This window comes from Sphingomonas sp. Leaf62 (genome assembly GCF_001421915.1).
In the GTDB taxonomy this organism is placed as follows: Bacteria; Pseudomonadota; Alphaproteobacteria; order Sphingomonadales; family Sphingomonadaceae; genus Sphingomonas.
In genome coordinates this window covers 1-24,656 of the sequence record NZ_LMLN01000024.1, presented here as the reverse complement: position 1 = coordinate 24,656, position 24,656 = coordinate 1, and the positions used below count along the sequence as shown (strand labels likewise).

The 24,656-nt window shown below is 66.0% G+C and carries 19 protein-coding genes; 12 read left to right on the top strand and 7 right to left on the bottom strand.

Going from position 1 to position 24,656, the window contains the following annotated elements; all coding sequences use genetic code 11:
• Position 1: 1 nt before the first annotated feature.
• Positions 2-964: a 2-hydroxyacid dehydrogenase gene (locus ASE91_RS10195; protein WP_056625786.1), complete on the top strand. Its 963-nt coding sequence runs from the start codon at positions 2-4 to the stop codon at positions 962-964.
• On the top strand, positions 948-1,748 hold the full coding sequence (locus tag ASE91_RS10190; protein ID WP_056625784.1) for a kinase: 801 nt from the start codon (positions 948-950) through the stop codon (positions 1,746-1,748). Before ASE91_RS10195 ends, ASE91_RS10190 begins: the two co-directional genes overlap by 17 nt.
• 73 nt (positions 1,749-1,821) lie before the next feature.
• On the opposite strand, the gene ASE91_RS10185 is transcribed toward ASE91_RS10190, so the two are convergent.
• Positions 1,822-3,840: a right-handed parallel beta-helix repeat-containing protein gene (locus ASE91_RS10185; protein WP_056625781.1), complete on the bottom strand. Its 2,019-nt coding sequence runs from the start codon at positions 3,838-3,840 to the stop codon at positions 1,822-1,824.
• A 98-nt stretch (positions 3,841-3,938) separates the two neighbouring features.
• On the opposite strand from ASE91_RS10185, the gene ASE91_RS10180 reads away from it, so the two are divergent.
• Complete coding sequence (locus tag ASE91_RS10180) at positions 3,939-5,570, top strand: rhamnogalacturonidase (protein WP_056625778.1); 1,632 nt, start codon at positions 3,939-3,941, stop codon at positions 5,568-5,570.
• Between the two features lie 46 nt (positions 5,571-5,616).
• Here ASE91_RS10180 and ASE91_RS10175 read toward each other — a convergent pair whose 3' ends face one another.
• The 3 genes from ASE91_RS10175 to ASE91_RS10165 all read right to left on the bottom strand — a co-directional run bounded on the left by ASE91_RS10175 (position 5,617) and on the right by ASE91_RS10165 (position 10,865).
• Entirely contained in the window at positions 5,617-8,331 is a 2,715-nt protein-coding gene (locus tag ASE91_RS10175) for a TonB-dependent receptor (protein ID WP_235530414.1), read from the bottom strand.
• A gap of 117 nt (positions 8,332-8,448) precedes the next feature.
• Complete coding sequence (locus ASE91_RS10170; RefSeq protein WP_235519727.1) at positions 8,449-9,714, bottom strand: MFS transporter; 1,266 nt, start codon at positions 9,712-9,714, stop codon at positions 8,449-8,451.
• Complete coding sequence (locus ASE91_RS10165) at positions 9,711-10,865, bottom strand: mandelate racemase/muconate lactonizing enzyme family protein (RefSeq protein WP_055998315.1); 1,155 nt, start codon at positions 10,863-10,865, stop codon at positions 9,711-9,713. Before ASE91_RS10165 ends, ASE91_RS10170 begins: the two co-directional genes overlap by 4 nt.
• A gap of 150 nt (positions 10,866-11,015) precedes the next feature.
• Between ASE91_RS10165 and ASE91_RS10160 the strand changes: the two genes are divergently transcribed.
• The 5 genes from ASE91_RS10160 to ASE91_RS10140 are packed head-to-tail and all read left to right on the top strand — an operon-like array spanning position 11,016 to position 14,742.
• Complete coding sequence (locus ASE91_RS10160; protein ID WP_056625776.1) at positions 11,016-11,756, top strand: FadR/GntR family transcriptional regulator; 741 nt, start codon at positions 11,016-11,018, stop codon at positions 11,754-11,756.
• Positions 11,717-12,592: an amidohydrolase family protein gene (locus tag ASE91_RS10155; RefSeq protein ID WP_235530413.1), complete on the top strand. Its 876-nt coding sequence runs from the start codon at positions 11,717-11,719 to the stop codon at positions 12,590-12,592. Before ASE91_RS10160 ends, ASE91_RS10155 begins: the two co-directional genes overlap by 40 nt.
• 44 nt (positions 12,593-12,636) lie before the next feature.
• Positions 12,637-13,644: an aldo/keto reductase gene (locus ASE91_RS10150; RefSeq protein WP_056503880.1), complete on the top strand. Its 1,008-nt coding sequence runs from the start codon at positions 12,637-12,639 to the stop codon at positions 13,642-13,644.
• A gap of 16 nt (positions 13,645-13,660) precedes the next feature.
• Positions 13,661-14,389, top strand: a complete 729-nt coding sequence (locus tag ASE91_RS10145) for an SDR family oxidoreductase (RefSeq protein ID WP_056503882.1) — start codon at positions 13,661-13,663, stop codon at positions 14,387-14,389.
• Positions 14,386-14,742, top strand: a complete 357-nt coding sequence (locus tag ASE91_RS10140; RefSeq protein WP_055998328.1) for an L-rhamnose mutarotase — start codon at positions 14,386-14,388, stop codon at positions 14,740-14,742. Before ASE91_RS10145 ends, ASE91_RS10140 begins: the two co-directional genes overlap by 4 nt.
• 30 nt (positions 14,743-14,772) lie before the next feature.
• Here ASE91_RS10140 and ASE91_RS10135 read toward each other — a convergent pair whose 3' ends face one another.
• Positions 14,773-17,403, bottom strand: coding sequence for a glycoside hydrolase family 2 TIM barrel-domain containing protein (locus ASE91_RS10135; protein ID WP_162233649.1), 2,631 nt, complete (start codon positions 17,401-17,403; stop codon positions 14,773-14,775).
• Positions 17,404-17,525: 122 nt separating this feature from the next.
• Between ASE91_RS10135 and ASE91_RS10130 the strand changes: the two genes are divergently transcribed.
• Positions 17,526-18,395 (top strand): fumarylacetoacetate hydrolase family protein, encoded by an 870-nt coding sequence (locus tag ASE91_RS10130; protein ID WP_055998334.1) that lies wholly within the window; start codon positions 17,526-17,528, stop codon positions 18,393-18,395.
• 62 nt (positions 18,396-18,457) lie between these two features.
• Complete coding sequence (locus ASE91_RS10125; protein ID WP_056625770.1) at positions 18,458-19,804, top strand: glycoside hydrolase family 28 protein; 1,347 nt, start codon at positions 18,458-18,460, stop codon at positions 19,802-19,804.
• Positions 19,805-20,294: 490 nt separating this feature from the next.
• Here the strand turns inward: ASE91_RS10125 and ASE91_RS10120 are convergent, their stop codons facing one another.
• Together ASE91_RS10120 and ASE91_RS19950 are read right to left on the bottom strand one after the other, a co-directional pair.
• On the bottom strand, positions 20,295-22,046 hold the full coding sequence (locus ASE91_RS10120) for a M14 family metallopeptidase (RefSeq protein WP_235530415.1): 1,752 nt from the start codon (positions 22,044-22,046) through the stop codon (positions 20,295-20,297).
• Complete coding sequence (locus ASE91_RS19950; RefSeq protein WP_162233647.1) at positions 21,967-22,281, bottom strand: hypothetical protein; 315 nt, start codon at positions 22,279-22,281, stop codon at positions 21,967-21,969. The genes ASE91_RS10120 and ASE91_RS19950 overlap by 80 nt, the downstream gene beginning before the upstream one ends.
• Between ASE91_RS19950 and ASE91_RS10115 the strand changes: the two genes are divergently transcribed.
• Together ASE91_RS10115 and ASE91_RS10110 are read left to right on the top strand one after the other, a co-directional pair.
• Positions 22,271-24,349 (top strand): TonB-dependent receptor, encoded by a 2,079-nt coding sequence (locus ASE91_RS10115; RefSeq protein ID WP_056625767.1) that lies wholly within the window; start codon positions 22,271-22,273, stop codon positions 24,347-24,349. The genes ASE91_RS19950 and ASE91_RS10115 overlap by 11 nt on opposite strands.
• A 121-nt stretch (positions 24,350-24,470) precedes the next feature.
• Positions 24,471-24,656: transposase (locus tag ASE91_RS10110; protein WP_082453773.1), on the top strand; the 186-nt coding region annotated here is incomplete at its 3' end.

Here is a 24,656-nt window from a genome sequence, read left to right as displayed (position 1 = left end):
CATGCCCGCCACCCGCCCCCGCATCTTGCTGACGCGCCGCTGGCCGGCACCGGTCGAGGACCGGCTGGCCGAACGCTACGACGTCACCCGCAACGCGTCAGACGTTCCGCTCGACGCGCCGGCGCTAGCCGCGGCGATGCGGGATCACGATGCGGTGTGTCCCACGGTCACCGACCGGCTGCCCGCCGCCATCCTCACAACGGACGGCCGGCGGGCGGGCATCGTCGCCAACTATGGCGCGGGGTTCGACCATATCGATCTGGACGCGGCGAGGCGTGCCGGGGTGGTCGTCACCAACACGCCCGACGTGCTGACCGATGCCACCGCCGATATCGCGATGCTGCTGATCCTGATGGCCAGCCGCCGCGCGTCGGAGGGCGAACGCGAGCTGCGCGCCGGTCGATGGACCGGCTGGCGTCCGACGCACCTGCTGGGCCATGGCCTGTCGGGCAAGACGCTCGGCCTGATCGGCTATGGCCGGATCGCCCGCGCGACGGCGGCGCGCGCGCGGGCGTTCGGGATGACGGTGGTGTACCACAGCCGCCACCGGGCCGGGGACATGCCCGACGATACCTATCGCGCGACCCCGGCGGCGCTGGCGACGGATGCCGATGTCGTGTCGCTGCATGCGCCGGGCGGCGACGTGACGCGGCACATGGTCGATGCCGCGTTCCTCGCGACGATGCGGCCGCACGGCGTGCTGGTGAACACCGCGCGGGGCACGCTGGTCGACGAGGCCGCGCTGGCGCGGGCGTTGCGCGACGGCACGATCGCGGCGGCGGGACTGGACGTCTATGCCGCCGAACCGGTGGTGTCGCAGGCGTTGCTCGACGCGCCCAACGTCGTGCTGCTGCCGCATCTCGGCAGCGCCACGCACGAAACGCGGGTCGCGATGGGCATGCGCGTCGCCGACAATCTTGACGCCTTCTTCGACGGACGCGCCCCCGATGACCGGATCACCTGAACGTTTGGCGGCACGGGTGCGCGACTGGCGCGGGCGGGGTCCGCTGATCCTCGGCCTGTGCGGTGCGCAGGGGTCGGGCAAGTCGACGCTGGCCGCCGGACTGGCCGATCGGCTGTCGGCTGAGGGTTGGCGCGTCGCCATCCTGTCGCTCGACGACCTGTATCTGGGCGGGGCGGCGCGCGATGCCCTGGCCCGCACCATCCATCCACTGCTGCGCACACGCGGCGTGCCGCTGACGCACGACGTCGCGCACGGCATAGCGGTGATCGATGCGATCCGCGCGGGCGACAGCGTGGCGCTGCCCCGGTTCGACAAGGCGCGCGACGAACCGGAACCGGCGGCATGCTGGCCGATCGCGCCGGCGAACCTCGACCTGCTGATCTTCGAGGGGTGGTGCGTCGGCGCACGGCCGCAGGGACCCGCCGCCCTCGCCGAACCGGTCAACGCGCTCGAGCGCGACGAGGACCCGCAGGGTCGCTGGCGCCGCGCGGTCGATACGGCGCTGGCGGGGGACTATGCCGCGTTGTTCGCACGGATCGAACGGCTGGTGCTGCTCGCCGCGCCGGGGTTCGAGGTCGTGACGGACTGGCGCGCCGAACAGGAGGACACGCTGCGCCGCCGGCTGATCGCTCAGAGCCGCCCGACCGACGGGCTTATGGATCGCGCGGCGATCGGGCGGTTCGTCGCGCATTACGAACGGCTCACGCGATGGATCCTGCACGAGATGCCGGCGCGGGCCGACCTCATCCTGCCGCTCGATCGGCGGCGTGGTCTATTGGAGTAAAAAACGGCCGCCGGGCCGGTCGGGCACGCGGCGGCCGAAGGGAAACCGGGGCGAACCGGTTACGTCGTAACGATCATCGCCGCACGCCGGCACGCGCGATCACCGCCTGCGCCTCGACCGGCCAGTCGCTGTCGGGCACGAGAATGTTGTCGCGCGCGACGTTGCCGATCTCGCGCAGCCAGCGGCCGCCGGTCGTGCTGGAATTATGCCAGTTGCCGGTCGCGAGATTGTCGGTCGAGATGCGCCGCCGGAACATCTTGCCGGCGGTATTGATGTTCAGCCATTTGCCGCGCGTCTCGACGACGTTGCCGGTCACGTTGAAATGCTTGCTGCCTTCGTCGAGGTAGATCGCGATCTTGCCGTCGATGTCGAAGATGTGGTTGCCGCGCACGATCGCGTTCGGGTTGGCCGACAGATTGTAGATCGCGCCGCCGTCCATGAACCATGTCTTTACGCCATGGATGCGGTTGTACTCGACCAGCGTGTCGCGCAGCGTCGTCGGCGCCGCATAGCGGACGTTGTGGACGTAGCCCTTCTGGTTCTCGTCGTAGTTCGGGTTGCCGCCGACGTCGTTATAGCCCCAACCCCACCCGACCGCGATACCGTCATACGGCGCGTCGCTGACGTCGTTGTGGGCGATGCGCGCGCCGCTGACATAGGTCGTCAGGATCGCGGCATTGTCCTTGTAATCCTGGCTGACCGAGGCGACGACATTGTCCTCGATCACCAGATCGCGGTTGATGAGCGCGGGGTCGCCGGGATGATGCGCGTCAACGCGCACGCCGCCGGCCATGATCGCGCTGCCCGATACGACGGCGAAATGGTTGCGCGCCACCCGGATACGCGCGGTGGCGAGGCCGATGCCGCTCAGGTTCGCGGTTGCGTCATTGCCGATGCCCAGCGCGACCTGTCCGATCTGGGTGAAGCGATTGCCCTCGAAACTCACGTCGCGCGCTGCGGCGACCTGAACGGCGGCGGGCATCTGGTGCCATTTCTGGCGCATCGATTCGAACTCGACGCAGCCCCAGCCGCAGCGCTGCCACGCATCCTTCGGCCGGATCGGCGATACGTCGGACAGGAACGCCCCGCTCTGCTGATTGGCATAGCCGTTGGGACGCGACGGCCCCATCCAGCTCGTGTACGAAAAGCGCAGACCTTTGAACGCCAGCCGCTCGACCGGCGCGGCGGGCGTGCCGGCGATCGACACCAGCGCTTCGAGCCGGGGCAGCACCACGTTCAGCCGCGTAATATCGTCGTCCTGCGCGATCCGCAGGTAAAGCTTGCCCTCCTGCGGATCTAGGAACCATTGATAGGGTTTGGCATGCCAGTCGTTGGCCTTGCCGATGAACTCGAGCGCGTTGACGAGGAACAGGCGTGAATCCGCCGGAAAGATCGGCTGGGTGATCGTGTCGTAGCCCCAGCTATTATTGTCCCACGCCGGCTGGTGCATCGTCACGCGGCGGCCGGCGATCGACTGCACCGGCGAATAGCGGTCGGTGAAGAAGCCGGTCGCTTCCACCTCCATCCGGTCGGGGCGCTTCACCATGGCGACATAGGCCAGATCGGGGCTGACGATATCGAAGCCGGTCGCCGAGAACGCCACGTCGCGGGCCTTGATCTCGACCCACGGCCGTTCGGCGAGTTGGTCGTCGACCCATAGCTGGCGCGCGTCCACCCCCTTGGGAACGTCGGCGACCCAGATGTGGCGATCGGCATCGTGCAGGCGAAAACCGCGCACCGCCATGCCGCCCGACAGCACGGGCCGCGCGCCATCCGCCGCACGCCATTCGACCCGGTGCGCCGCCCGCCCGCCATCGGCGGCGGTGAAGCGCAACGGCCGGTCGAGCGCATAGGTCCCGTCGGCCAGCACGACTGTCACGTCGCCACCGGTGCTGGCCGCCCGGACCAGCGCCTGCGCACGTTCGAGCGACCGCACCGGGCGGGTCGCGCTGCCGGTCGCGCGGTCGTTGCCGTCGGGGGCGACATGGATCACCGCCTGCGCCAGCGCACTATCGCTTGCCAGCAATCCCGCCAGGGCCAGCGTGACGCACGCCGTCGCACGGCGGCGCGGTCGGGGGGCACCAGCGTTCATCGTTCCTGCTCCTCGGCGCGGTGTCCTCCCCGCCTCTATACATATGATGTCTTATGTTTAAACGGGTTGCAAGACTGTGTTTTACGCGGAGAAGTTTCGTGATTCCAACGCCCGTCGCCGTCGACCGCCGGTTCGTCCTGTCCGCCGCCTGTGCGACGCTGGTCACCGCCGGCCTTGCCGATCGGGCGCAGGCGGTGGCCGCCGGCATGTTCGAGGACGTCCGCCGCCACGGCGCGCGCGGCAACGGCACCACGATCGACAGCCCGGCCATCAACCGCGCGATCGCGGCGGCGGCACGGCGCGGCGGCGGGACCGTCGTGGTGCCCCCCGGGCGCTATCTGTGCTTCACGCTGCGGCTGCGCGACAATATCGCGCTGGTGCTGTCGGCGGGCGCGACGATCGTCGCCGCCGATCCCGCCGTCCATGGCGCCCACTACGACCCGCCGGAAAACTATCTGGAGGAACAGTTTCAGGATTTCGGCATCACCCATGTCCACAACAGCCTGATCCGGGGCGACGGGCTAACGAACATCGCGATTCTCGGCCCCGGCCAAATCCACGGACCGGGGCTGGACCGGGAAGGCCCCGGCGACCGCTGGCACGGCCGCGCCGGGTTCCGCTCGGCCGCTGCGCTCGGCGTGTCGCCGCGCGACCTCGCGCTGCGCGACCCGGCGGAACGCCTGGCGGTGGGCCGCGCGAACAAGGCGATCGGCTTGATGCGTTGCCACGGCGTCCGCCTCGACGGGTTCTCCATCCTTCAGGGCGGGCATTTCGCGGTCATCGCCCATGGCTGCACCGGCATGCAGATCACCGGGCTGGTGATCGATACCGACCGCGACGGCATCGACATCGATGCCTGCCGCGACGTCCGTGTCCTGAACTGCACGGTCAACGCGCCCAAGGACGACGCGATCGTCCTGAAGAGCAGCTATGCGCTGGGCCGCGCGGTGCCGTGCGAGGATATTCTCGTTTCGGGCTGCAAGACCAGCGGCTATGCGATGGGGTCGCTGCTCGACGGCAGCTATCGTCGCTCGGACTATCGGTCGCCCGACGGCCTCGGCGTGCTGGGGCGGATCAAGCTGGGCACCGAGAGCAACGGCGGTTTTCGCGGCGTGCGGATCAACGACTGCCTTTGTACCAACAGTCGCGGCATCCTGATTGGCATTGTCGACGGCGGCACGCTGGAGGATGTGACGGTATCGGGCATCGTCCTGCGCGATCCGGTCAACCATCCGCTGTTCGTCCATCATGCGGCACGGATGCGCGCGCCGCGCGGCACCCCGGTCGGCCGCGTCCGCCGCATCCGGTTCGAGGATATCACGATATCGGGCGCGAACCCGCGCTTCGCCTGCGGCGTGGAGGGGATCGCCGATGCCCCGATCGAGGACGTGACGTTTCGCGGACTGGACATCACGACGCACGGCGGCGGCACCGTGGAGGACGCCCGGCGAACCCCGCCCTATCGTCGCGAAACCAGCCTGGAGGTGAGCTACCTCGGCACGCTGCCCGCCGCCGGCCTCTATGCCCGCCATGCCCGGCGCCTGACGATCCGCGACATCACGCTGCGCACCGAACGGCCCGACGAGCGGCCGGTGATCGCGTTGCGGGACGTGGTCGGCGCCAACGTCGACGGCATCGCCTCGCCGATGCGACGCGATGCCGTGGTAGGTGCGCTCGACAGCCGGAACGTCGCGCTGGGCGACACGGTGACGCTCGACGATCGATCCTGAGCGACCCGCCCCCTGCCCCGGCACCGGCCGGGACAGGGCATGCGGATCAGAAGCGGACCCGCACGCCGGCCGAGACGCGGCGGCCAGTCTGGCGATATTCCTTGGTGCGGTTCTCGCTCACCGAATAGATGAACTCCTTCGCGCTGTTCAGGTTGATCGCATCGGCGAACACCGTGAAGTGCGATCCGACGTCATAGGACAGGCTGACGTCGAGCTGGCCATAGGCGTCGAAATATTCCGGCTCGCCGTTGCGGCCCGAGGCGACCTGCAGGAAATTGTCGCGATAGGTATAGGCTGCGCGCGCCGAGAGGCCGTATTTCTCGTAGAAGCCGACGAGGCTGTACGAATATTTCGACAGCCCCTCCAGCCCGAACGACACGTTGGCGACGGTGTTGGTATAGTTCGCGTCGGACTCGGTATAGTTGAAGCTGGTCTGGACGCCGAACCCGTCGAACGGTGCCGGCAGCCAGTTGTCGAACGACTGGCGATAGCCGACCTCGAACCCCTTGACCTTGGCACCGTTGCCGTTGCCCGGCACCGTCACCTGGAACGATACCTGGTCGACCACCTGCGCCGTCGTCACCAGCGTCACGAAGGATTCGATATCCTTGTAGAACACGGCGGCGTTCAGCAGCGAATTGGGGGCGAAATACCATTCCGCGCCCAATTCGGCCTGCTTGGCACGGAACGGTTGCAGGTCGGGGTTACCGCGACGGATCGTCTCGTTGCCCGGGTTCGTCTGGATCGTCTGGCGCGGCGACAGGTCGGACAGAGTCGGGCGGGTGATGACCTTGGACGCCGCGAAGCGCAGCAGCAGTCGTTCGGTCAGCGACAGGCGGGCGTTGATCGATGGCAACCAGTCGTCGTACTTGCCACGGAAGCCGACCGGGACGACCGGCGACACGGTGATGATGTTCTGCCCCGCTCCGTTGGGTCGCGCGCTCAGCACGGTGCGCGACGCGCCGGACGAGGTATAGTCGGTATTCTCGTAGCGCAGCCCGACGTTGATCGCGAGCGGCATGTCGCCGATCCGGGTGTCGAGCGCCCCCATGACATAGCCGATCTTCACCTTCTCATCGACCACCGACGACGCGGCGGGGGAGAAGACTGCCGGGTTGAACGTCTTGCCGTCCTGCGCGGCGAACTGGTCGATCGTCTGCACCAGCTCGCGCGGGTTGTAGATCAGCCAGTCGCGGATGATGTCGCCGCCCTCGCCCTTGAAGAAATTGCGGTTCGTCGGCTGGAACAGCGATTGCGGCAGTACGCGGTTGGAGTCGCAATAGGCGCATTGCTCGGCGAACGAGGTTTCGTCGGCGGTGATTGTCTTGATCCGGCTCTGCGCCAGTGCGCCGACCGACAGGGTGAACGGCCCGTTGCCCGGCTTCCAGTCGACGTCGGCGCGATATTCCTCGATCTCGTCGTCGATGTCGGACCCGCCGCCCCAGATATAGTAATGCGCGGTGATCCCCTGCGGATTGGTCGCGGCATTGGCGTAGGTCGGGCTGCTGAACGCATATTGATAGATCGGGCTGCCGCCGCGCCGATCGAACGACAGGTTGACGTTCTTGCGCCGGATGGTGGTGAACAGGTTGTTCTCCTTGCCCCGGCGGCGCGCGTCGGACAGCGACCCGTCGAGCCGGACGCGCAGGGCGTCGGTCGGCTTCCAGTCGACGTTGATGCCGAACTGGTCGGTGGTCACGTCGCGGTCGTCATACTGGATGATCTGGTCGACGAAACCGCCGGTATAGCGCTGGAACACCGCCTCGCCGCCTTCGACCACCTGTTCGGCGAGGATGCCGCCGGCGAAGTCGTAGGCGAGGCCGGTCTGCTGTTCGACGAAGCGCGCCTTGGAATACAGGCCGTCGATCGTGACGGTGAACTTGTCGCTCGGCCGCATCTGAACCGAGGCGTTGACGCCCCAGCGGGTCAGTTCGCGTTCGAAGAAGAACGGCGACAGGTTCGAGGGCATCGAGATGCCGGTGAATGGTGCCACGCCCGCGCCGATCCGGCCGCTGCGCACCCCGTTCAGGTTATAATAGGAGTCGGTGCTGGAGCGGCGGACATGGCCCGCGCCGATCGTGAATTCGTCGATCCGGTTTTCCTGTTTGGAATAGACGCCGGCCAGCGCCACGCCGAAGGTGCCGGCATCGTTCTTCCAACTGCCGACCGCCGATACTTCGGGATTATAGGTGTCAGCCAGTTCGGAATACATGCCGCCGGCCGATCCGGCGAACTTGACGCCGCGCTTGCCGTCCAGCGGGCGCAGCGTGCGCACGTCGACCGTCGCGCCGATCGACGCGCCGTTGATGTTGGCCTGCGGCGATTTGTAGACGTCGGCGCCGGAGATGATTTCGGACGGCAGCACGTCGAACGAGAATTCGCGGCCGTTGTTGTCGGTGGCGAGCGTGCGGCCGTTGACGGTGACGGCGTTGAACTTCGGCCCAAAGCCGCGGACGGTGACGAACCGCCCCTCGCCGCGATTGCGCTCGATCGTGACGCCGCTGACGCGCTGGAGCGATTCGGCGACGTTGTTGTCGGGCAGCTTGCCCAGATCCTCGGCAACGATCGAATCGACCACGCCCACCGAATTGCGCTTGATGTCGATGGCGGCACGTTCGGCGGCGCGAATGCCGGTGACGACAATGTCCTCGGGCTGGCTGGTCTCGCCCTCGCCGGCGGGGCTGGCGACCGGCACCGGATCGACGGTCTGCGCGGCAGCGGCGCTGCCCAGAACGAGCGCGCTGAGCGCTGGAGCCGCCAACAGGCAGGTACGCAAACGACGGGCCGATAACGCCATGATAACCCTCTCCCTTTTTATCTTTGCCCGCTTTGACCACGAAATATCGTCAGTGTCAAATGATGATAATACGTATTACCTTTAGCGAACCGACCTGATGGGAAGGATGCACAACGCCGATCCGAACACGAACAAGATCGCGGCGACGAAGATGGTGCGATAGTCGCCGCCGGTCAGCCCGAGCAGTGTCGCGGCCATCACCGGGCTGATGATCTGCGGAATGTTGACGGCGGTGGTCAGCACGCCGAGATCGCGCCCCTCGTCGCCCAGCGCGCTTTGCGGCAGCACCTGCGTCATCAGCGCGATGTCGATCGACATGAACATGCCGTAGCCGACCCCGATGACGGCGGCGTAGATCCACATGCCCGTCATCGACGGCAGCGCCAGCGGGGCGACCATCGCGCATCCCATGATGAGGCTGCCGAGGATCACGAACGGCTTGCGCCGCTGCATCCGGTCCGACAGCCATCCCGACAGCAGCGACGACGCGACCAGACAGACCAGGGTGACGATCGCCATGTTGGCGATCGCGACGTTCGATTCGCCGTCGCCCAGCCGGATATAGTCGCGCAGGATATACAGCAGATAGGCCGCGACCGCCTGATACCCCATGTAGATCGTGAAGCGGCTAAGGAACGCCCACGCGAAGTCGGGGTGTTTGACGGGGCTGATCCAGAAGCCGCGCACGAATTCGCCCCACCGGATCGGACGATGCGGCGCGCGCGCGCTCGACGGTTCGCGGTTGAGCAGAACGAACGCTAGCCCGGATACCGCGACGGCGGCGGCGAACAGGCCGTACGCCAGCACCGCCTGCCCTGCGAGATAGCCCGCGACGACGGTGCCGGCGGTCAGTCCTGCGGTCATGCCCGCGCCGACGATGCCCGACACGTTGCCGCGCACTTCGGAGGCGAAGCGGTCGGCGATCAGCGTCGTCATCGCCGGCTGCATCGAATTATAGGCGACGGCGGCCATCACCCACAGCACGATCAGCGACCAGAAGCTGGTCATCAGCGACACGCCGAACAGCGCGAGCGATCCGAACAGCGATCCGATCGCGATCCATGGCGCGCGCCGCCCCCAGCGACTGCGCGTCCGGTCGGACAGCGCGCCCGCGATCGGCGTCGCCAGTGTCGAGAAGATCGAGGTGATGGCGAATAGCAGCGCGAGGTTGTTCGCCTTGTTCCCCACGTCCAGTTCCGCGATCTGGTTGGGCAGCAGGACGCCGAGGACGCCACTGTACAACGCCATCAACAGGAAGAAATTGACCATCAGTGAAAGCTGCAACCGCCGCCGCGCGCTGCCGGCGACATAGGGCGACGGGGCCGATGTAGGATTCGGCAGGGTCAACGGACCACCTCCGTATCGGGAACCAGCCGCAACCCGGCCTCGCGCGGGCGGCGGTGCGGGCCGCCGTTGGTGTTCCAGCTCCCGTCGGCCCGGTCGCGCGCGATCCGCGCCTCGTCCACGACGATGCCCAGCCCCGGCCGGTCGCCCAACACGATGCCGCCGTCGGCAATGTCCTGATCGATATCGAGGCCGGCGGGCCATTGCAGGTCCTGAACCTCGATCCCGATCATGTTCGGCACCGCCGCCGCCGCATGCGCGATGGGATTGCCGTCATAGCCGACCGGCGACACCGGCAGGTCGCGGACATGCGCGGCGATGGCGACGCGCTGGAAATGGGTGATGCCCCACACGCTGCCCGCCTGCACCACATCGACCGCGCGGGCATCGAGCAGCGGCGCGAACTGTTCCAGCCCAGTCAGATTCTCGCCGGTCGCCACCGCGCAGCGCGCAGCGCGCGACACCGCCGCCAGCCCGTGCGTGTCCCAGCGGCGGACCGGTTCCTCTATCCACGTCAGGTCGATGCCGGCCGCCTCGATCTCGGCCAGATGGCGGACCGCCTGCTTGCAGTTCCAGCTCTCGTTGACGTCGAGCATCAGCGCGGGCGCGACGCTGTTGCCGGCCATGATCGTGCGGACCTGCTTCAGCCGGCGGATATCGCGCGCGAGGTCGCGACCGCCCTTGATTTTGGCGGCGCTGAACCCGCGCTCGGCGAAGCGCGCGTACAGCGCGGCGAAGCCGTCGTCGTCCAGCCCGTAGCACAGTCCCGAGGCATAGCCGCGCACGAACCGGTCGGCGGCACCCAGCGTGCGCCACAGCGGTTCGTCCGCCATCTTCGCCTTCAGGTCCCACAACGCCATGTCGATCGCGGCGACCGCGCCATAGGTCAGCCCGGCATGGCCGCTCTTGAACACGTGCGAGAGCATGCTGTCGTACAGTGCGGGCGCGGCGCGCGGGTCCTGCCCCTCCACCGCGCCGAACACGCGGGCGATATCGGCATGCTGGCCCAGCCCCACGCCCTCCAGCCCGGCATCGGTTTCGAGAATCAGGATCGGCACGTCAGTGACGCCGGATGCGATCACGCCGTTCACGTCGCCGACCGGGCGTCCCCAATCATGCGAAGTGACAAGGCTGCGATAGCCGGTTACTTTCATCCAAGCCCTCCCCCAAGCCGACAGACCGACCTGTGGCAGACAAACATATTACGTATTATCTTTCAGCTTGGCAAGGCGTTGACGAAGCCGTGCCGACCGGGCCACCTGTGCGACCATGTCCATCCCATTGTGCAACGAGACGCGACACCCATGACCGATATCCTGCCTGCGGAATCGCTTCGTATCCGCCGTCGCCCCCGCCTTGCCGAAGCGGTGGTCGAGGATCTGGTGAAGGCGATCGTGACCGAAACCTATCCGGCTGGCACCGCGCTGCCGCCCGAGGGGATGCTGGGCGAGATGTACGGGGTCAGCCGCACGGTGATCCGCGAGGCGACGATGGCGCTGACCGAAAAGGGGCTGGTGGTATCGCAGCAGGGCCGTGGCACGATCGTGCGCGATTCCGGCGCATGGGGCATGCTCGACCCGATGATCCTCGGCGCGCTGTTCCAGCGGGAGGACGGGCTGGCCTATCTCGACAACCTGTCGGAGATACGCTCGCTGCTCGAAGGGGCGATGGCCGCGAAGGCCGCCGCACGCCGCACGCCCGAGGCGGTCGAGGAACTGACCGGACAGATGGCGAAGCTGGAACGGCTGATCCCGCACCCGGCCGCCTATGTGCATGAGGATGTGGCGTTCCATGACATCGTGATGCGGATTTCGGGCGACAAGCTGAGCAAGGCGGTGATCGACGGCGTGCAGGCCGAGGCGCTGCGCAATCATGGCTATAGCGGCAAGCTGAACGTCGAGCATGTCCGCGAAACCCATGCCGCGCACGAAGCGATCTACGAAGCGATCGTGCGCGGCGATCCCGAGGGGGCCTCGCGGGCGATGCGCGACCATATCGAAACGTCGTGGGCACGCCGCCGCGCTGCCCGCAAGCCGCGCCGCTGACCGTCACGATGCGCATCTTCGATTCGCATGTCCATTTCTGGCAAATTGGTGGTCCGGGACAGTCCTGGCCCGATGCCGAATGGCCTGCGCTGTACCGCGATTTCCTGCCCCCCGACCTGCAAGCAGAAACAAGCGGGCTGAACCTGACCGGTTGCGTGCTGGTCCAGTCGCAGCCCGACGACCGCGATACCGACTGGATGCTGACCCTCGACGACCCATCGATCCGGGGCATCGTGGGTTGGGTCGAGCTGTCGGCGGCGGATGCGCCGGAGCGTATCGCCACCCTCGCCCGCGACCCCCGGCTGCGCGGATTGCGCCCGATGTTACAGGGGATCGCCGATTCCGAATGGATGCTGCGCGCGGACCTTTCCCCGGCGATCGAGGCGATGATCGCCCACGACCTGCGCTTCGACGCGCTGGTCGAACCACGGCACCTGCCCCTCCTCCACCGCTTCGCGACGCGCTGGCCTGCGGTGTCGATTGTCATCGACCATGGCGCGAAACCGCACGCGGCGCGGGGCGAACTCGATCCGTGGCGCGCCGACATCGCCGCGCTGGCGCTGCTGCCAAACCTGTGGTGCAAGCTGTCGGGGCTGCGCACCGAACAGGCGGTAGGGCAGACCTCTGCCTCGCTACGCCCCTATGTCGCGCATCTCGTGGCGTGTTTCGGCGACCGGTTGATGTGGGGCAGCGACTGGCCGGTACTGCGCCATGCTGGCGACAGCTATGCCGACTGGATCGCGGCGACGATCGATCTGATCGGCGCAACCACGTCCGATGGGGTCGCGCGGCTGTTCGAAGGTGCCGCCCGCGAGTTTTATGCCATTGACGTATGACGTATGATGTTATTTAGCGGACGGAACGTCTGTTGGAGCGCGTCATGGTCGATTTCGGTACGATGGGGCCTTTGGGGTTCGGCGCGGCATCGATCGGCAACCTGTATCGTTCGGTCCCCGATCGCGACGCCGCCGCGACGCTGCGCACCGCATGGGATGCCGGGCTGTGCTACATCGACACGGCGCCGCATTACGGATTCGGCCTGAGCGAGAAGCGCGTCGGCCACGCGCTGGCCGAACTCGATCCGGGTGGGGAGGCGATCGTTTCGACCAAGGTCGGGCGACGGCTAGATCGCGTCGCGCCGGGGACCGATTTGTCGGTAGTGCGGCAGGCGTTCGTGACGCCCGAACCGTTCGAGAGCGTGTTCGATTACAGCTATGACGCGGTGATGCGATCCTATGACGCCAGTCGGATACGGCTGCGGCGCGACCGGATCGATATCCTCTATGTCCATGATCTGGGCGCGATGGCGCATGGCAGTGATCATCCCCGCCGCTTCGCAGAATTCATGGAAGGCGGATATCGCGCGCTGCGCGAACTGCGCGACGGCGGCGCAGTGGACGCGATCGGTCTGGGCGTCAACGAGACACGGGTGTGCGAGGAGGTGCTGGCGGTCGGCGAGATTGACGTCGTACTGCTCGCCGGGCGCTACACGCTGCTCGAACAGGATGCGCTCGAAACCTTCCTGCCGCTGTGCGAGGCGCGCGACGTCAGGATCGTGCTGGGTGGTCCGTATAATTCCGGCATTCTCGCCAAGGGCGTGCGCCATGGCGGCGAGGTGCAGTATGACTACCAGCCGGCCCCGCCCGCGATCGTCGCGCGGGTCGGCGCGATCGAGGATCTGTGCGTGGCGCATGGCGTGCCGCTGGCCGCCGCCGCGCTGCAACTGCCGCTGGCGCACCGCCAGGTCGTGTCGGTCATCCCCGGCATGGCCAGCCCGCACCAGGTGACACAAGCGACCGCGCTGATCGACACCGCGATCCCCCAGGCGCTGTGGCGCGACCTAAAGGACCATGGCCTGATCCGGGCCGACACCCCCGTTCCTCTATAACGAAAGACCACCTCCAATGCGCCTTGCAGGCAAGACCGCCGTCATCACCGCCGCCGCCCAAGGCATCGGCCGCGCCGCCGCCGAATTGTTCGTCGCCGAAGGCGCGCGGGTGATCGCCGCCGACATCAACGCCGAAGCGCTCGCCACGCTGACGGGATGCGAGACGGTGGCGCTCGACCTGCGCGACGCGGCGGCGATCGCCGCGTTCGGCGAGCGGGTGGGCGCAATCGACATCCTGTTCAACTGCGCCGGGTTCGTCCATGCCGGCACGATCCTCACGACCGACGAGGCGGATTTCGACTTCTCGTTCGATCTGAACATCCGCTCAGCCTATCGCATGATTCGGGCCTTCCTGCCGGCGATGATCGCGCAGGGGCACGGGTCGATCGTCAACATGGCGTCAGTGGCGGGATCGATCATCGCCGTGCCCAACCGCTTCGCCTATGGCGCGTCGAAGGCGGCGGTCATCGGCCTCACCAAATCGGTCGCGCAGGATTTCGTCGGACAGGGCATCCGCTGCAACGCGATCTGCCCCGGCACGGTGCAGTCGCCCTCGCTCGACGAGCGGCTGGCCGCCACCGGCGACGCCGACAAGGCCCGCGACGAATTCGTCGCGCGGCAACCAATGGGCCGCATCGGCGCCGCGCGCGAGATCGCTGAGCTGGCGCTGTATCTCGCCAGCGACGCATCGTCCTACACCACCGGCACCGCGCAGGTGATCGACGGCGGCTGGACCAACGCATGACGACGCGCATCTGCCTCGCGCTCGACCTTGTCGACGATGCCGCGCTGATCGCCGAATATGAACACTGGCACCGGGTCGGCAACACCGACCCGGCAGTGACCCGGTCGATCCGCGATGCCGGAATCGCCGACATGCAGATCTGGCGCGCGGGCAACCGGTTGTTCATGGTGATCGAGGCGGAAGAACACTACGACCCGGCGGCAAAGGCCGCCGCAGATGCCGCCAATCCGGCGGTCGTCGCCTGGGTCGCCAAGATGCTGCGCTTCCAGCAACCGATCCCGGCCGCCGGCCCCGATGGCTCCTGGTATCCGATGGACCGCATCTTCACGCTCGGTGACCACCCGGCGGCTTGATGGGGAGGGGCCCGCCCCCTCCCCCGGTCCTTACTGCGCAACGACGTCGATCGCCGAGACAATCGCCTCACCCACCACACCGTCGAACGACAGCGACAATCGCCCGTCGATTGACGTGGCGGGCAGCGTCACCGTCGTCGCGCGCAGCCCGCCGCGGGCGCGGGCCACCACGTCGATCCGTTGCGCCGCGCCATTCCCGGCCCGGACCGTGAACACCCGCTTGCCCGGTGCCGTCTCGGTCGGGTCGAACAGGTACAACGTCACGCGGTAGCGCCCATCGGGCAGCGGCAGCGCGTAGCGAAACGCCTTGCCCGCGCGCCAACTGGCATACAACCGGGGGTCGGCCGCGCCGGCGACGACCTTCGGTGCTTTGCGAGTCTGGTCGGCGGCATAGAGTTCGCGCTGATAGGGGTTGAGCGTATGGCCCAGCCCGCCATCGAAGAAATCGTCCGATCCGTAGCGGGTGCCATCGGCCAGCGTCACGCCCTCCAGCGTGCCGGTTCGGACGTGGATCGCGCGCTCCGGCCCGCCGTAGCGCAGGGTCATGGCGTCGCGCTGTGCGCCTGCGGTCACGACCACCATGTTCTCGCCCGACGACAGCCGCACGTCGGGCCACCCGCACACGCCGTCGCTGCACGTCGCGCTGCCGATCGACCGGCCGTTGACGGTCAGGTCGGCGCGCGCGGCGTTGGAATAGGCGCGGATATCGACCACCGGATAGGCGCGGTCGACATAGCGCCGCCCCGCCAGATACAGCACCGGCGTCTTGCTCCATGCCGCCTTGTAGAACCAAAAGGCGTCCTTCTTCACCGCCCGGTCGAACGTCACCAGCCCCTTGGTATTGATGTCGGTGCTGTCGCCTTCCTCGCGCAGGTCGCTGGTGGCGTCGAACATCTGCCAGACCCAGGTGCCCCACAGGAAATCGAGCGGTTTCAGCTCCTTCCACGACAGTTCGTGGACGGCCGCCTGCACTTCCTCGGCCTGCGGGCGGTAGATGCTCTCGATCTTGCCGCCATCGACATTGTCGGTGTGCTGTGTGATCGCGCCGCCCGCGCCATATTCACCGACACCGACCGGCAGCGCCGGATTTTCGCGGTGATAACCGCGCATCACCGCGCCCAGCCGCGTCGCATCTGCCACCCGGCCCGATACGTACCAGCCGTAATAGAGGTTGTAGGCCACCGTATCGGCGGTGCCGGCGGTGCGATCGCGCCCGTCGTCCGTCTGGCCCGGCAGCACCTCGCAACAGGCGGCGATGGTGGTCGGCCGCGACGGGTCCTCGCGCTTGGCCACCGCGTCCAGCGCGCGCATCAACGGTCGCGCATTCGACGGGGTCAGGCCCTTCGACGCCCAGTTCGTAATCTCGTTGCCGATCGACCAGACCCCGACCGAGGGGTGGTTGTAGTTCTGGCGGATCAGCTCGACCATCTGCGCCTCGGCATTGGCCTTCATCGCGGGGGGCGTATCGGCCATGCCGGGGATCGAGGCGAGGTTCACCAGCCCCAGTTCGGCCCACAGCACCATGCCGTTGCGATCCGCCAGTTCGTAGAACGGCGCGGCATGGTTGTAATGCGCCAGCCGCACCGAATTGGCCCCCAGCTCCTCGATCAGCGCCATGTCCTGCGCATGGTCGGCGGCGCTCAATGCCCAGCCCTTCTCCTGCCGGTCCTGATGCCGGTTGACGCCGCGCATCCGCAGCGGCGTACCGTTCAGGAGGAACCCCCGGTTCGGATCGACCGCGACGGTGCGCAGCCCGAGCGGCTGTTCCACCCGGTCGAGCACGCCGCGCCCGACGAGTTCGACGATCATGCGATAGAGATAGGGGTCGGCCATGCCGTTCCAGCGGCGTGGCCGTGCGATGGTCAGTGTCGCGCGCTCCTCGCTGTCCGCGCCGCGCGCCAGCCCTACCCTGCGTTCGTCGCGCGCCACCGTCCGCCCGGCGGCATCGACGATACGGGTCCGCAGCGTCATCGCGCCCGACGCGCCATCGTTGCGCAACCGGGTCCGCACCGCCACCCGCGCCACGCCATCGTCCAGCGTCACGACGCTGCCATAGACGCCCGGCCCACCGTGATCGAGCAGGTCGACATGCGCCCGATCGGTCACGATCATCGATACCGGGCGATACAGCCCGCCGTACATGAAGAAGTCGCCTGAAATAGGGACGACGAACTCGGTCGTGCTGCCCCGCTCCGGCTTCGCATTGTCGACCTTCACCGCCAGGACGTTCTCGCCCGGCAGCAGCGCGTCGGTGGCATCGAGGCGGAAGCGGCTGAACGCGCCCTCGTGCCGCCCCAGCTTGCGGCCGTTCAGCCAGACGTCGGCGATGATGCTGGCGGCATCGAACTGGAGATAGACGCGCTTGCCCGCCGCTGCGGCCGGGGGCGTGAAGCGCAGGCGATACCAGCCGATTCCGCGCGTGGTGTTCGCATCGGCGCGGCGGGTGACGGCATAGTTGCCGACGCGGTTCCACGTATGCGGCACCGCCACCCGCTCCCAACCCGCATCGTCATGATCGCGCGCGGTCGCATCGCCCGGCACGTCGCCCAGGTGGAACCGCCACCCCTCACTCAGCACCGTTTCGGTCCGGGCGGACGCTGCGGTGGGCAGCCCCGCCATCAGCAGCACCAGCATCGCGACTACCAACCACCGCCCCGGCATCCTCATCTCCAGCCTTCACCGCCATTTGACGTATGACGTATTATGACTTAATCGTCTAAAGCTACCGGGATGGCAAGTAAACGGCGCATGGCCGCCACATCGCAAAAAAGGGGAACGTCCACATGAAGCTGTGTCGCTACGGCAGCCCGAATGCCGAAAAGCCCGGTGTCGTCGATGCCGACGGCCAGATCCGCGACCTGTCGGGCGTCGTCGCCGACCTTGCCGGCGACGTGCTGTCCCCCGCCTCGCTGGCGCGGCTTGCCGCGATCGATCCGGCCACGCTGCCGCTGGCGACCGGCGATCTGCGCTATGGCCCTCCGGTCGCGGGCACCCGCAAGTTCGTGGCGATCGGGCTGAACTATGCCGATCATGCTGCCGAATCGAACCTTCCCATTCCCGACGAACCCGTCGTGTTCAGCAAGTGGGTGAATTGCATCCAGGGGCCGAACGACCCGGTCATCATCCCCAAGGATTCGCGCAAGACCGACTGGGAAGTCGAACTGGGCGTCGTGATCGGCAGCCACGCCAGCCATGTGTCCGAGGCCGACGCGCTGGCCCATGTCGCGGGATATTGCGTCGTCAACGACGTGTCCGAACGGCACTGGCAGGCCGAACGCGGGCCGACGTGGGACAAGGGCAAGGGCTTCCCAACGTTCGGCCCGGTCGGCCCGTGGCTGGTGACGCCGGACGAAGCGGGCGATCCGCAGAGCCTGTCGATGTGGCTGTCGGTCAATGGCCGGTCGATGCAGGACGGGTCGAGCGCGACGATGATCTTCACCGTGGCGCAGATCATCGCCTATCTGTCGCAGTTCATGACGCTGGAACCCGGCGACATCATTACCACCGGCACGCCGCCCGGCGTTGGCTTGGGCCAGAAGCCCGAGCCCTGGTATCTGAAGCCGGGCGACGTCGTGACGCTCGGCATCGAACGGCTGGGTGAGCAGCGACAGGATTTCGTCGCATGGCAGGCCCCCGCCCCCCGGCTTGCCTGACGCTCCCGTCGATCCCGATCGGAGACGCTGCCATGCTCCCACGCCGCCACTTGTTGCGAACGATGGCGGGTGCCATGCCGCTGGTCGCCTTGCCCGGCACGGCGCTGGGGCAGCGGCGGCGGACGATCGACATCCGCGATCACGGGGCGGTCGGCGACGGCAGGACGCTCAACACCGCCGCGATCCAGCGTGCGATCGATGCCTGCGCCCGCGCCGGCGGCGGCATGATCGCGATACCCCAAGGGGTCTTCGTCAGCGGATCGATCGTTCTGCGCCCTGGCGTCGGCATGGAATTGCGGCGCGGCGCGGTGCTGAAGGGGTCGGCGTCGCTCGCCGATTATCCGCTGGTAATGCGCCGCTTCGTCGAAGTCTGGCCCGAACCGTTGCGCATGGCGCTCGTCAATGCCACGGGCAACCACGGCCTGCGCATCGTCGGCCCCGGCACGCTCGACGGACAAGGCGACCCCTTCTGGCGGAGGTTCTTCACCCTGCCCGATGAATATGTCGGCAAGGCCAAGGTGCAATATCATCTCCCGCAGCTCTGCTCGATCGAGGATTGTAACGACGTTCTGGTCAGCGGCGTGACATTCCGGGACCCGGCCTTCTGGAACCTCCATCTCTATCGCTGCCGCCGGGCGGTGGTCGAGGATTGCGGATTCGAGGTGCCCCATGTCATCCGGGCGCCGAGTAGCGACGGCGTCGACATCGATAGCTGCCAGGACGTGATCGTTCGCCGTTGCCGCTTCTCGGTCGACGACGATTGCATCGCGCTCAAAGGAACCCAGGGCGCCGGGGCCGCCGCCTACCTCGAAGCGCCGCCGGTCGAACGCATCCATATCCACGACTGCGTCTTCGAACATGGTCTGGGCTGCATCACCTATGGCAGCAACGCGACGGTGGTGCGCGACGTTCGCGTCGAACGGATCACCAATGTCGGCGACATTCCGACGATCCGGTTCAAGGTCCGTCCCGACACGCCGGGACAGGTATATGAGAAGCTGCGCGTCAAGGGCGTGCGGCTGGCCGAGGCACCGACTCCGGTCAACCGCTGGCACAACGGCGAGGTCTTCTACGGCACCGACATTCCCAATTTCAGCGTCAATGATCCCGCGATCGGCCTGATCGTCAACGCCCGCCTTACCCATGGATCGAAGGTCGCACCCCGGCAGCCGGGTGCGATCATCCGCGACATCATGATCGAGGATGTTCGCGGGACCACGCGCGGTTTCGGCACGATCTCGGGCAACCCGACGACTGCGATCAGCGACGTCCTGTTGCGAGACATCGACGTCCGGCTGACCGATCCTGTTCGAATGAAGCTGATCGCGCGCGATACCCGGAACGTCCGCATGGAAAACGTGCGGGTGAACGACGAACCGGGTAGGATCGTGCGGGATGACGACGGTTAACGGCGATCGCGTTCCGGACACGCGACGCCGCCATTAGAATTACAAAAACATGACGATCGCGACACATTCTGGCGGATAATTCGCAATCTCTACTTCGTAAGTCACAAGTAAAACTACTCTGAATTTACAGAAGCACAGCCGATCACTCCACATTTTTATTCAAAGTAAATCTTAGAACATTTGCAGTAGAGAGAGATGGATCGTTCGTTTTGCCCCCCGGACGTTCGTTGGGCCAGGGTTTCTAACCATACAAAGTTCATGCCGGGTTGAACGACCCACATCCGGTCATTCGCGGCCGTTTTTCAGCTCCCTACCTTCTGCCATTCATTCATGTTGTCAGCATGGAAGGTGGTGAGCCTAGACCCTGCCCGCTTTCCCGCAAGGATGGCGTTTTGGGAAAGCGCTCAACCTCTGCCGTGATGGCAATTGCTGGCTACGTGACCTCGAGCCGGGACGATGTGGCGGAAACATCGTCCCGATCCGCAATCATCTACCTACCGCTCATTTCGCGCGCGATTGGATAGCGCAAGGGGTAGGGATGTCCCGGACCTGCCTGTGCGTAGAGCCATGCAAGTCGAGCGTCGGGATCGGCGGCAAAGCCCGGTTCATCACGCAACTTCGCATCAAAACGGCGCTTGACCACCGGGTTGGTCGCGAGGAGCCGATCGCCGAGTGCCGCAAGTACGAAGGCGTCCGTGCTTGAAGCAGGTCCCAGCATTTCGGGGAAAAAGCCCCATGCAAGGAACGAGTCCTGGCTTTCGGGTTCCAGCAGCGAGGCGGCCAACAACCCGAGCGGCTGATCGGCAAGCACACGCACACTGCCTGTCGGCATTGCCTCATCAGTCTCGTAATGTTCAAGGCCAGCGGTAATTGGGTAACGCCCCTCAATCGGCTGAGACAGCTTAGGTTCGATCAGCCTAACACGATCGAGTTTCAGATCCTTTGGCGTTTGAATGGTTTCAAACTGGATGCCGTGCAGGCGTAGCCGCTCGATAACCTCCGTCTGCTCGCGCGGCACCCACCAAGCCTTGGGCAGGCGCACACTTTCCACCGGTGTCTGGCCGATGATCGGCATTCGGAAGGTGATCGGCTTGCCCAACCAGCGCTGTTCCTCTCGACCGGAAGCCTTCGACACATAGGTGTCGAACGCCACGCCCTTGAAGTCTTCGATCCACCCGATCGGGGTGGATGCGGGCTTCCAGCGTGTCAGCAATTCAATCGGACGGCTCGCACAATCGGTCGCCTTGGCGGCCGCGATGCGTACCGCATCTTCCGCGGCGATCTTCATCGCCGCTTCCAGCAGCACATAGGTGCCGAGCACGCGTTGCCGATACGGTTTGAGCATGTGGTTCTCGACCAGCACGGTCGGCATCCCGATGAAGTCGCCGTATCCAGTCGAGTAGCGTGGACCTTCCGGGCTGTACCGTATGCCCTTCTCCGGATGCCGAGTATCGATCGGGCTCGGATAGATAATCGGAATGTGACCTGCGTTCGTCAGCGCCGTCGAGACCGCCGGACCGAAGCGGTGTTCCAACCAGTCGGCGGTGGCGCGATGGCGCGCATATTTGCCCCATCCGGCATAGGTGAAGGTCACGTCATACTGCATGTCGAAGCCTTCGCTGACATGGCAGTCGATATAGAGGATCGGATCGAGCAATCGGATCAGACCGATCATTGCCCGAGACTCCGGCGCATCCAGCTTGGCGTAATCACGGTTCAGGTCGATGTTGCGAGCGTTGGCGTCACGCCCCTTCTCTACTGGCCCACGAATATGCAGGAAATTGAACGCGCTCGGCTGCTCGTGTCCGTCGATATTGTAAATCGGCACGAACACCAGATCGACCTTGTCGAGCAGGTTGTCCTTCCCACGTAGCGCAATGTCGCGAAGGAGCATCAGACCGGCGTCCTTGCCGTCGATCTCGCCCGCATGGATTCCGCCCTGCACGAGGACGACAGGTTTGCCGCGGCCTCCCTTGCTGGCACGGACATAGATCATCTCGCGGCCCTCGGTCGTACGACCGAAGGTATTCACAGTGATGAGCGGCGATGCAGCGCCGAGACGGTTCAGCCATGCTCGTACTTCCGCATATCGCGGCGTCGTTCGGAACCCGGCCGTCTCGGCCGGCGTGATCCAGGGATCACCAGACTTAACGATCAAGGCCTCACTCTTCCCCGACCAAGCTATTACCGGCGGCAAGTGCGCTGGCGCCTCCTGTGCGAAAAGCGGACTGGCGCCAGCCAATAGAAGGACGCTGAAGATACGAGCTAATTTCGAGTGCAAAGGACTTCCAATCCGATGTTCCTGGATCGGCGATGCACCGTATCCCGTGCATGCCGGTCGGCACCGTACCTCCGAAAGCCGGAGGCGGTGCAGACCTGCTGTTGCGTTGCAGCAGAACGGCTTTATGATACGTTGCAACATACCACAACCCTTGCGGCGTTTTGAGGCCGTATTCCGGAGCAGCAATGTCCTTCACGCCCCATCGTTCGCGACTGCGTCCGTCCGCAGTTGCCTTCACGCTCGCGCTCGGTTTGGCGCCCTTCAACGTAGAGGCACAGGAACTGCCCGAGCACGACGAGGAAGATGAGATCGTCGTGCTGGGCACCCGCAACACCGTCGATCGTACGCTGTCGTCGGACCGGGTCACCGAGCGCATGTCGCAGTCGAGCCGTTCGATCGAGCGCGACATTCTGGATGCGGCGGGAACGTACCGGTTAAGCGACGCCCTCGAACTCGTCAGCGGCTTCAGTCAACAGAACAACCGTGGCGGTGTTATCGACAATTTCGCCGTCCGCGGATTTCTCGGCACCCCTGACGGGGGCGCGGAATATTATCTGAACGGCTTCCTCGCCAACCGTGGCATGGCCCCGCCGCGCGATCCGGCGACGACCGAACGGATTGAGGTGCTGAAAGGGCCTGCGGGCGCCCTGTTCGGAGATGTTGATCCCGGCGGCCGGGTCAACATCGTGACCAAGGCGCCACGGTTTACGCCACATGCGAACGCGATGGTCAGTTATGGCTCGTTCAACACGCGGCGTGTCGAACTCGACGCTACGGGCCCCTTGTCTCGGACCCTGGCCGCCCGGATCGTGGTCGCAGGAGAGGACAGTGATGGGTGGCGCGATGCCGTCAACCTGCGCCGACGCGTTGTTTCGCCGTCGCTGACCTGGCAGCCGAGCGATGCGCTGCGCATTACCTACACCGGCGAGTTCAGCCAGTACGACACGCCGTTCGACCGCGGCATTCCGGCGATCAACGGCGATGCCAATGCGTTGCCGCTCTCAAACTATTATGGCGAACCATCGAACGGCATCACCAGATCACGACAGGACCAGCACCAGGTGACCGGCTTGGCGGAACTCGGCGGAAGCTGGACGCTGAACGGTGGTGTGGTCTGGCGGACAGGAACGCTCAAGGGCCTCTCCGCCGACCAGTCGCGCATCGTCGGGAACGCCTTGTGGCGACAGCGCCGATCGCGTGACTTCAGTGTCGATGACCTGTCGGCGCGCCTGGAGCTCGCCGGACAGATCGGCCGGCACCGGGTGAGCGCGGGGGTGAAGGGATATCGTTTCTTCTACGGCGAGCGCTGGTTGCGCATCAACCCCGCGGCTGTCGTCCCTTACGCGATCGACCTGTTCAGTCCCGTCTATGGATCTTCGATAGCCGCCACTTTGCGTCCCTTCACGAACAATGACGAGAGCCGCTGGGCGGGCACCTTCTACGTGCAGGACATGTGGGACGTCACCGATCGACTGACGCTGGTCGGAGGTGCTCGGATCGATCCGTACCGGCAGAAGATCGTCAACAACAACAGCGGCGGTGTTGGCCGCAACATCAACGAGCCCATCAACTTCCGCGTCGGTGCTCGCTACCGCGTTACGGACGTGATCGCGGTGCACGCCAACTGGGGTGAGAACTTCTCACTGAACACCGGCACCGATCGCAACGGGGCGGGCTTCGGCCCGGAAAAGGGGCGCGGCTACGAGGTGGGTGTCGCAGCCAAACTGCCCGGCGTTGATCTGGCGGCAACGTGGTTCGACATCCGCAAGCAGGACATCCTGACGACCGACCCGGTCGATGCGAACTTCCTCGCACCCGTCGGAAGCATCGTCAGCCGCGGCATCGAGCTCGACGCTTCGGCGCGGCTCGGTAATCGCTGGCAGATCGTCGCCAATTATGCCTGGCTCGATGCGAAGGCGGATGACGCTGCCTTCCCGACACCGGATGTGCTGAACGTGCCGGAGCACTCAGGCACATTGCTGGTCGTCCATCGCCTTCCTACGACCCGTGGTGACTGGCAGTTGAGCGGGGGCGTCGCCTATGTCGGCGATCGGGCGGGATCTCTCACCGCCAATCCGGTGGTGCTGCCCGAATATGTAAAGGTGAAGGCGGCGATCGAAGCGCCGCTAATCGAAGGAGTCCGCTTCCGTCTCGAGGCCGACAATCTGCTCGACCAGCGTTATGCCGCCAGCTCGTACAGCGCCTTGTGGATCTATCCCGGTGCGCCGCGGACGGTGCGGGCCTCGCTTCATCTTGAAATCTGACGCGGATAGGGACCGGCTTCCGCCGGTCCCGCCAAGCCGCTCTACCGCAGATCAGCCATGGTCAGCTGCTGCCGGTTCCGTGGACACCGAGATAAGGTGTTTTTGGAACCGGAGGATGGAGATGCAACGACGGAAGTTCAGCCGTGAGTTCAAGCTCGAGGCGGTGAAGCTGGTTCGGGAGCGCGGGGTATCTGTATCGCAGGCCGCACGCGATCTGGACCTGCACGAGAACGTGCTGCGCAAATGGGTGCGGGAGCAGGCGGCCGATCCGGGATCAGCGTTTCCCGGGCACGGCGTGATGAAGCCG

Coding starts and splice junctions, on each gene's coding strand:
- ASE91_RS10190 (WP_056625784.1), top strand. CDS start 948: ATGACCGGATCACCTGAACGTTTGGCGGCACGGGTGCGCGACTGGCGC.
- ASE91_RS10140 (WP_055998328.1), top strand. CDS start 14,386: ATGACGACGCGCATCTGCCTCGCGCTCGACCTTGTCGACGATGCCGCG.
- ASE91_RS10165 (WP_055998315.1), bottom strand. CDS start 10,865: ATGAAAGTAACCGGCTATCGCAGCCTTGTCACTTCGCATGATTGGGGA.
- ASE91_RS10150 (WP_056503880.1), top strand. CDS start 12,637: ATGGTCGATTTCGGTACGATGGGGCCTTTGGGGTTCGGCGCGGCATCG.
- ASE91_RS10115 (WP_056625767.1), top strand. CDS start 22,271: ATGTCCTTCACGCCCCATCGTTCGCGACTGCGTCCGTCCGCAGTTGCC.
- ASE91_RS10185 (WP_056625781.1), bottom strand. CDS start 3,840: ATGAACGCTGGTGCCCCCCGACCGCGCCGCCGTGCGACGGCGTGCGTC.
- ASE91_RS10135 (WP_162233649.1), bottom strand. CDS start 17,403: ATGCCGGGGCGGTGGTTGGTAGTCGCGATGCTGGTGCTGCTGATGGCG.
- ASE91_RS10145 (WP_056503882.1), top strand. CDS start 13,661: ATGCGCCTTGCAGGCAAGACCGCCGTCATCACCGCCGCCGCCCAAGGC.
- ASE91_RS10160 (WP_056625776.1), top strand. CDS start 11,016: ATGACCGATATCCTGCCTGCGGAATCGCTTCGTATCCGCCGTCGCCCC.
- ASE91_RS10195 (WP_056625786.1), top strand. CDS start 2: ATGCCCGCCACCCGCCCCCGCATCTTGCTGACGCGCCGCTGGCCGGCA.
- ASE91_RS10125 (WP_056625770.1), top strand. CDS start 18,458: ATGGCGGGTGCCATGCCGCTGGTCGCCTTGCCCGGCACGGCGCTGGGG.
- ASE91_RS10130 (WP_055998334.1), top strand. CDS start 17,526: ATGAAGCTGTGTCGCTACGGCAGCCCGAATGCCGAAAAGCCCGGTGTC.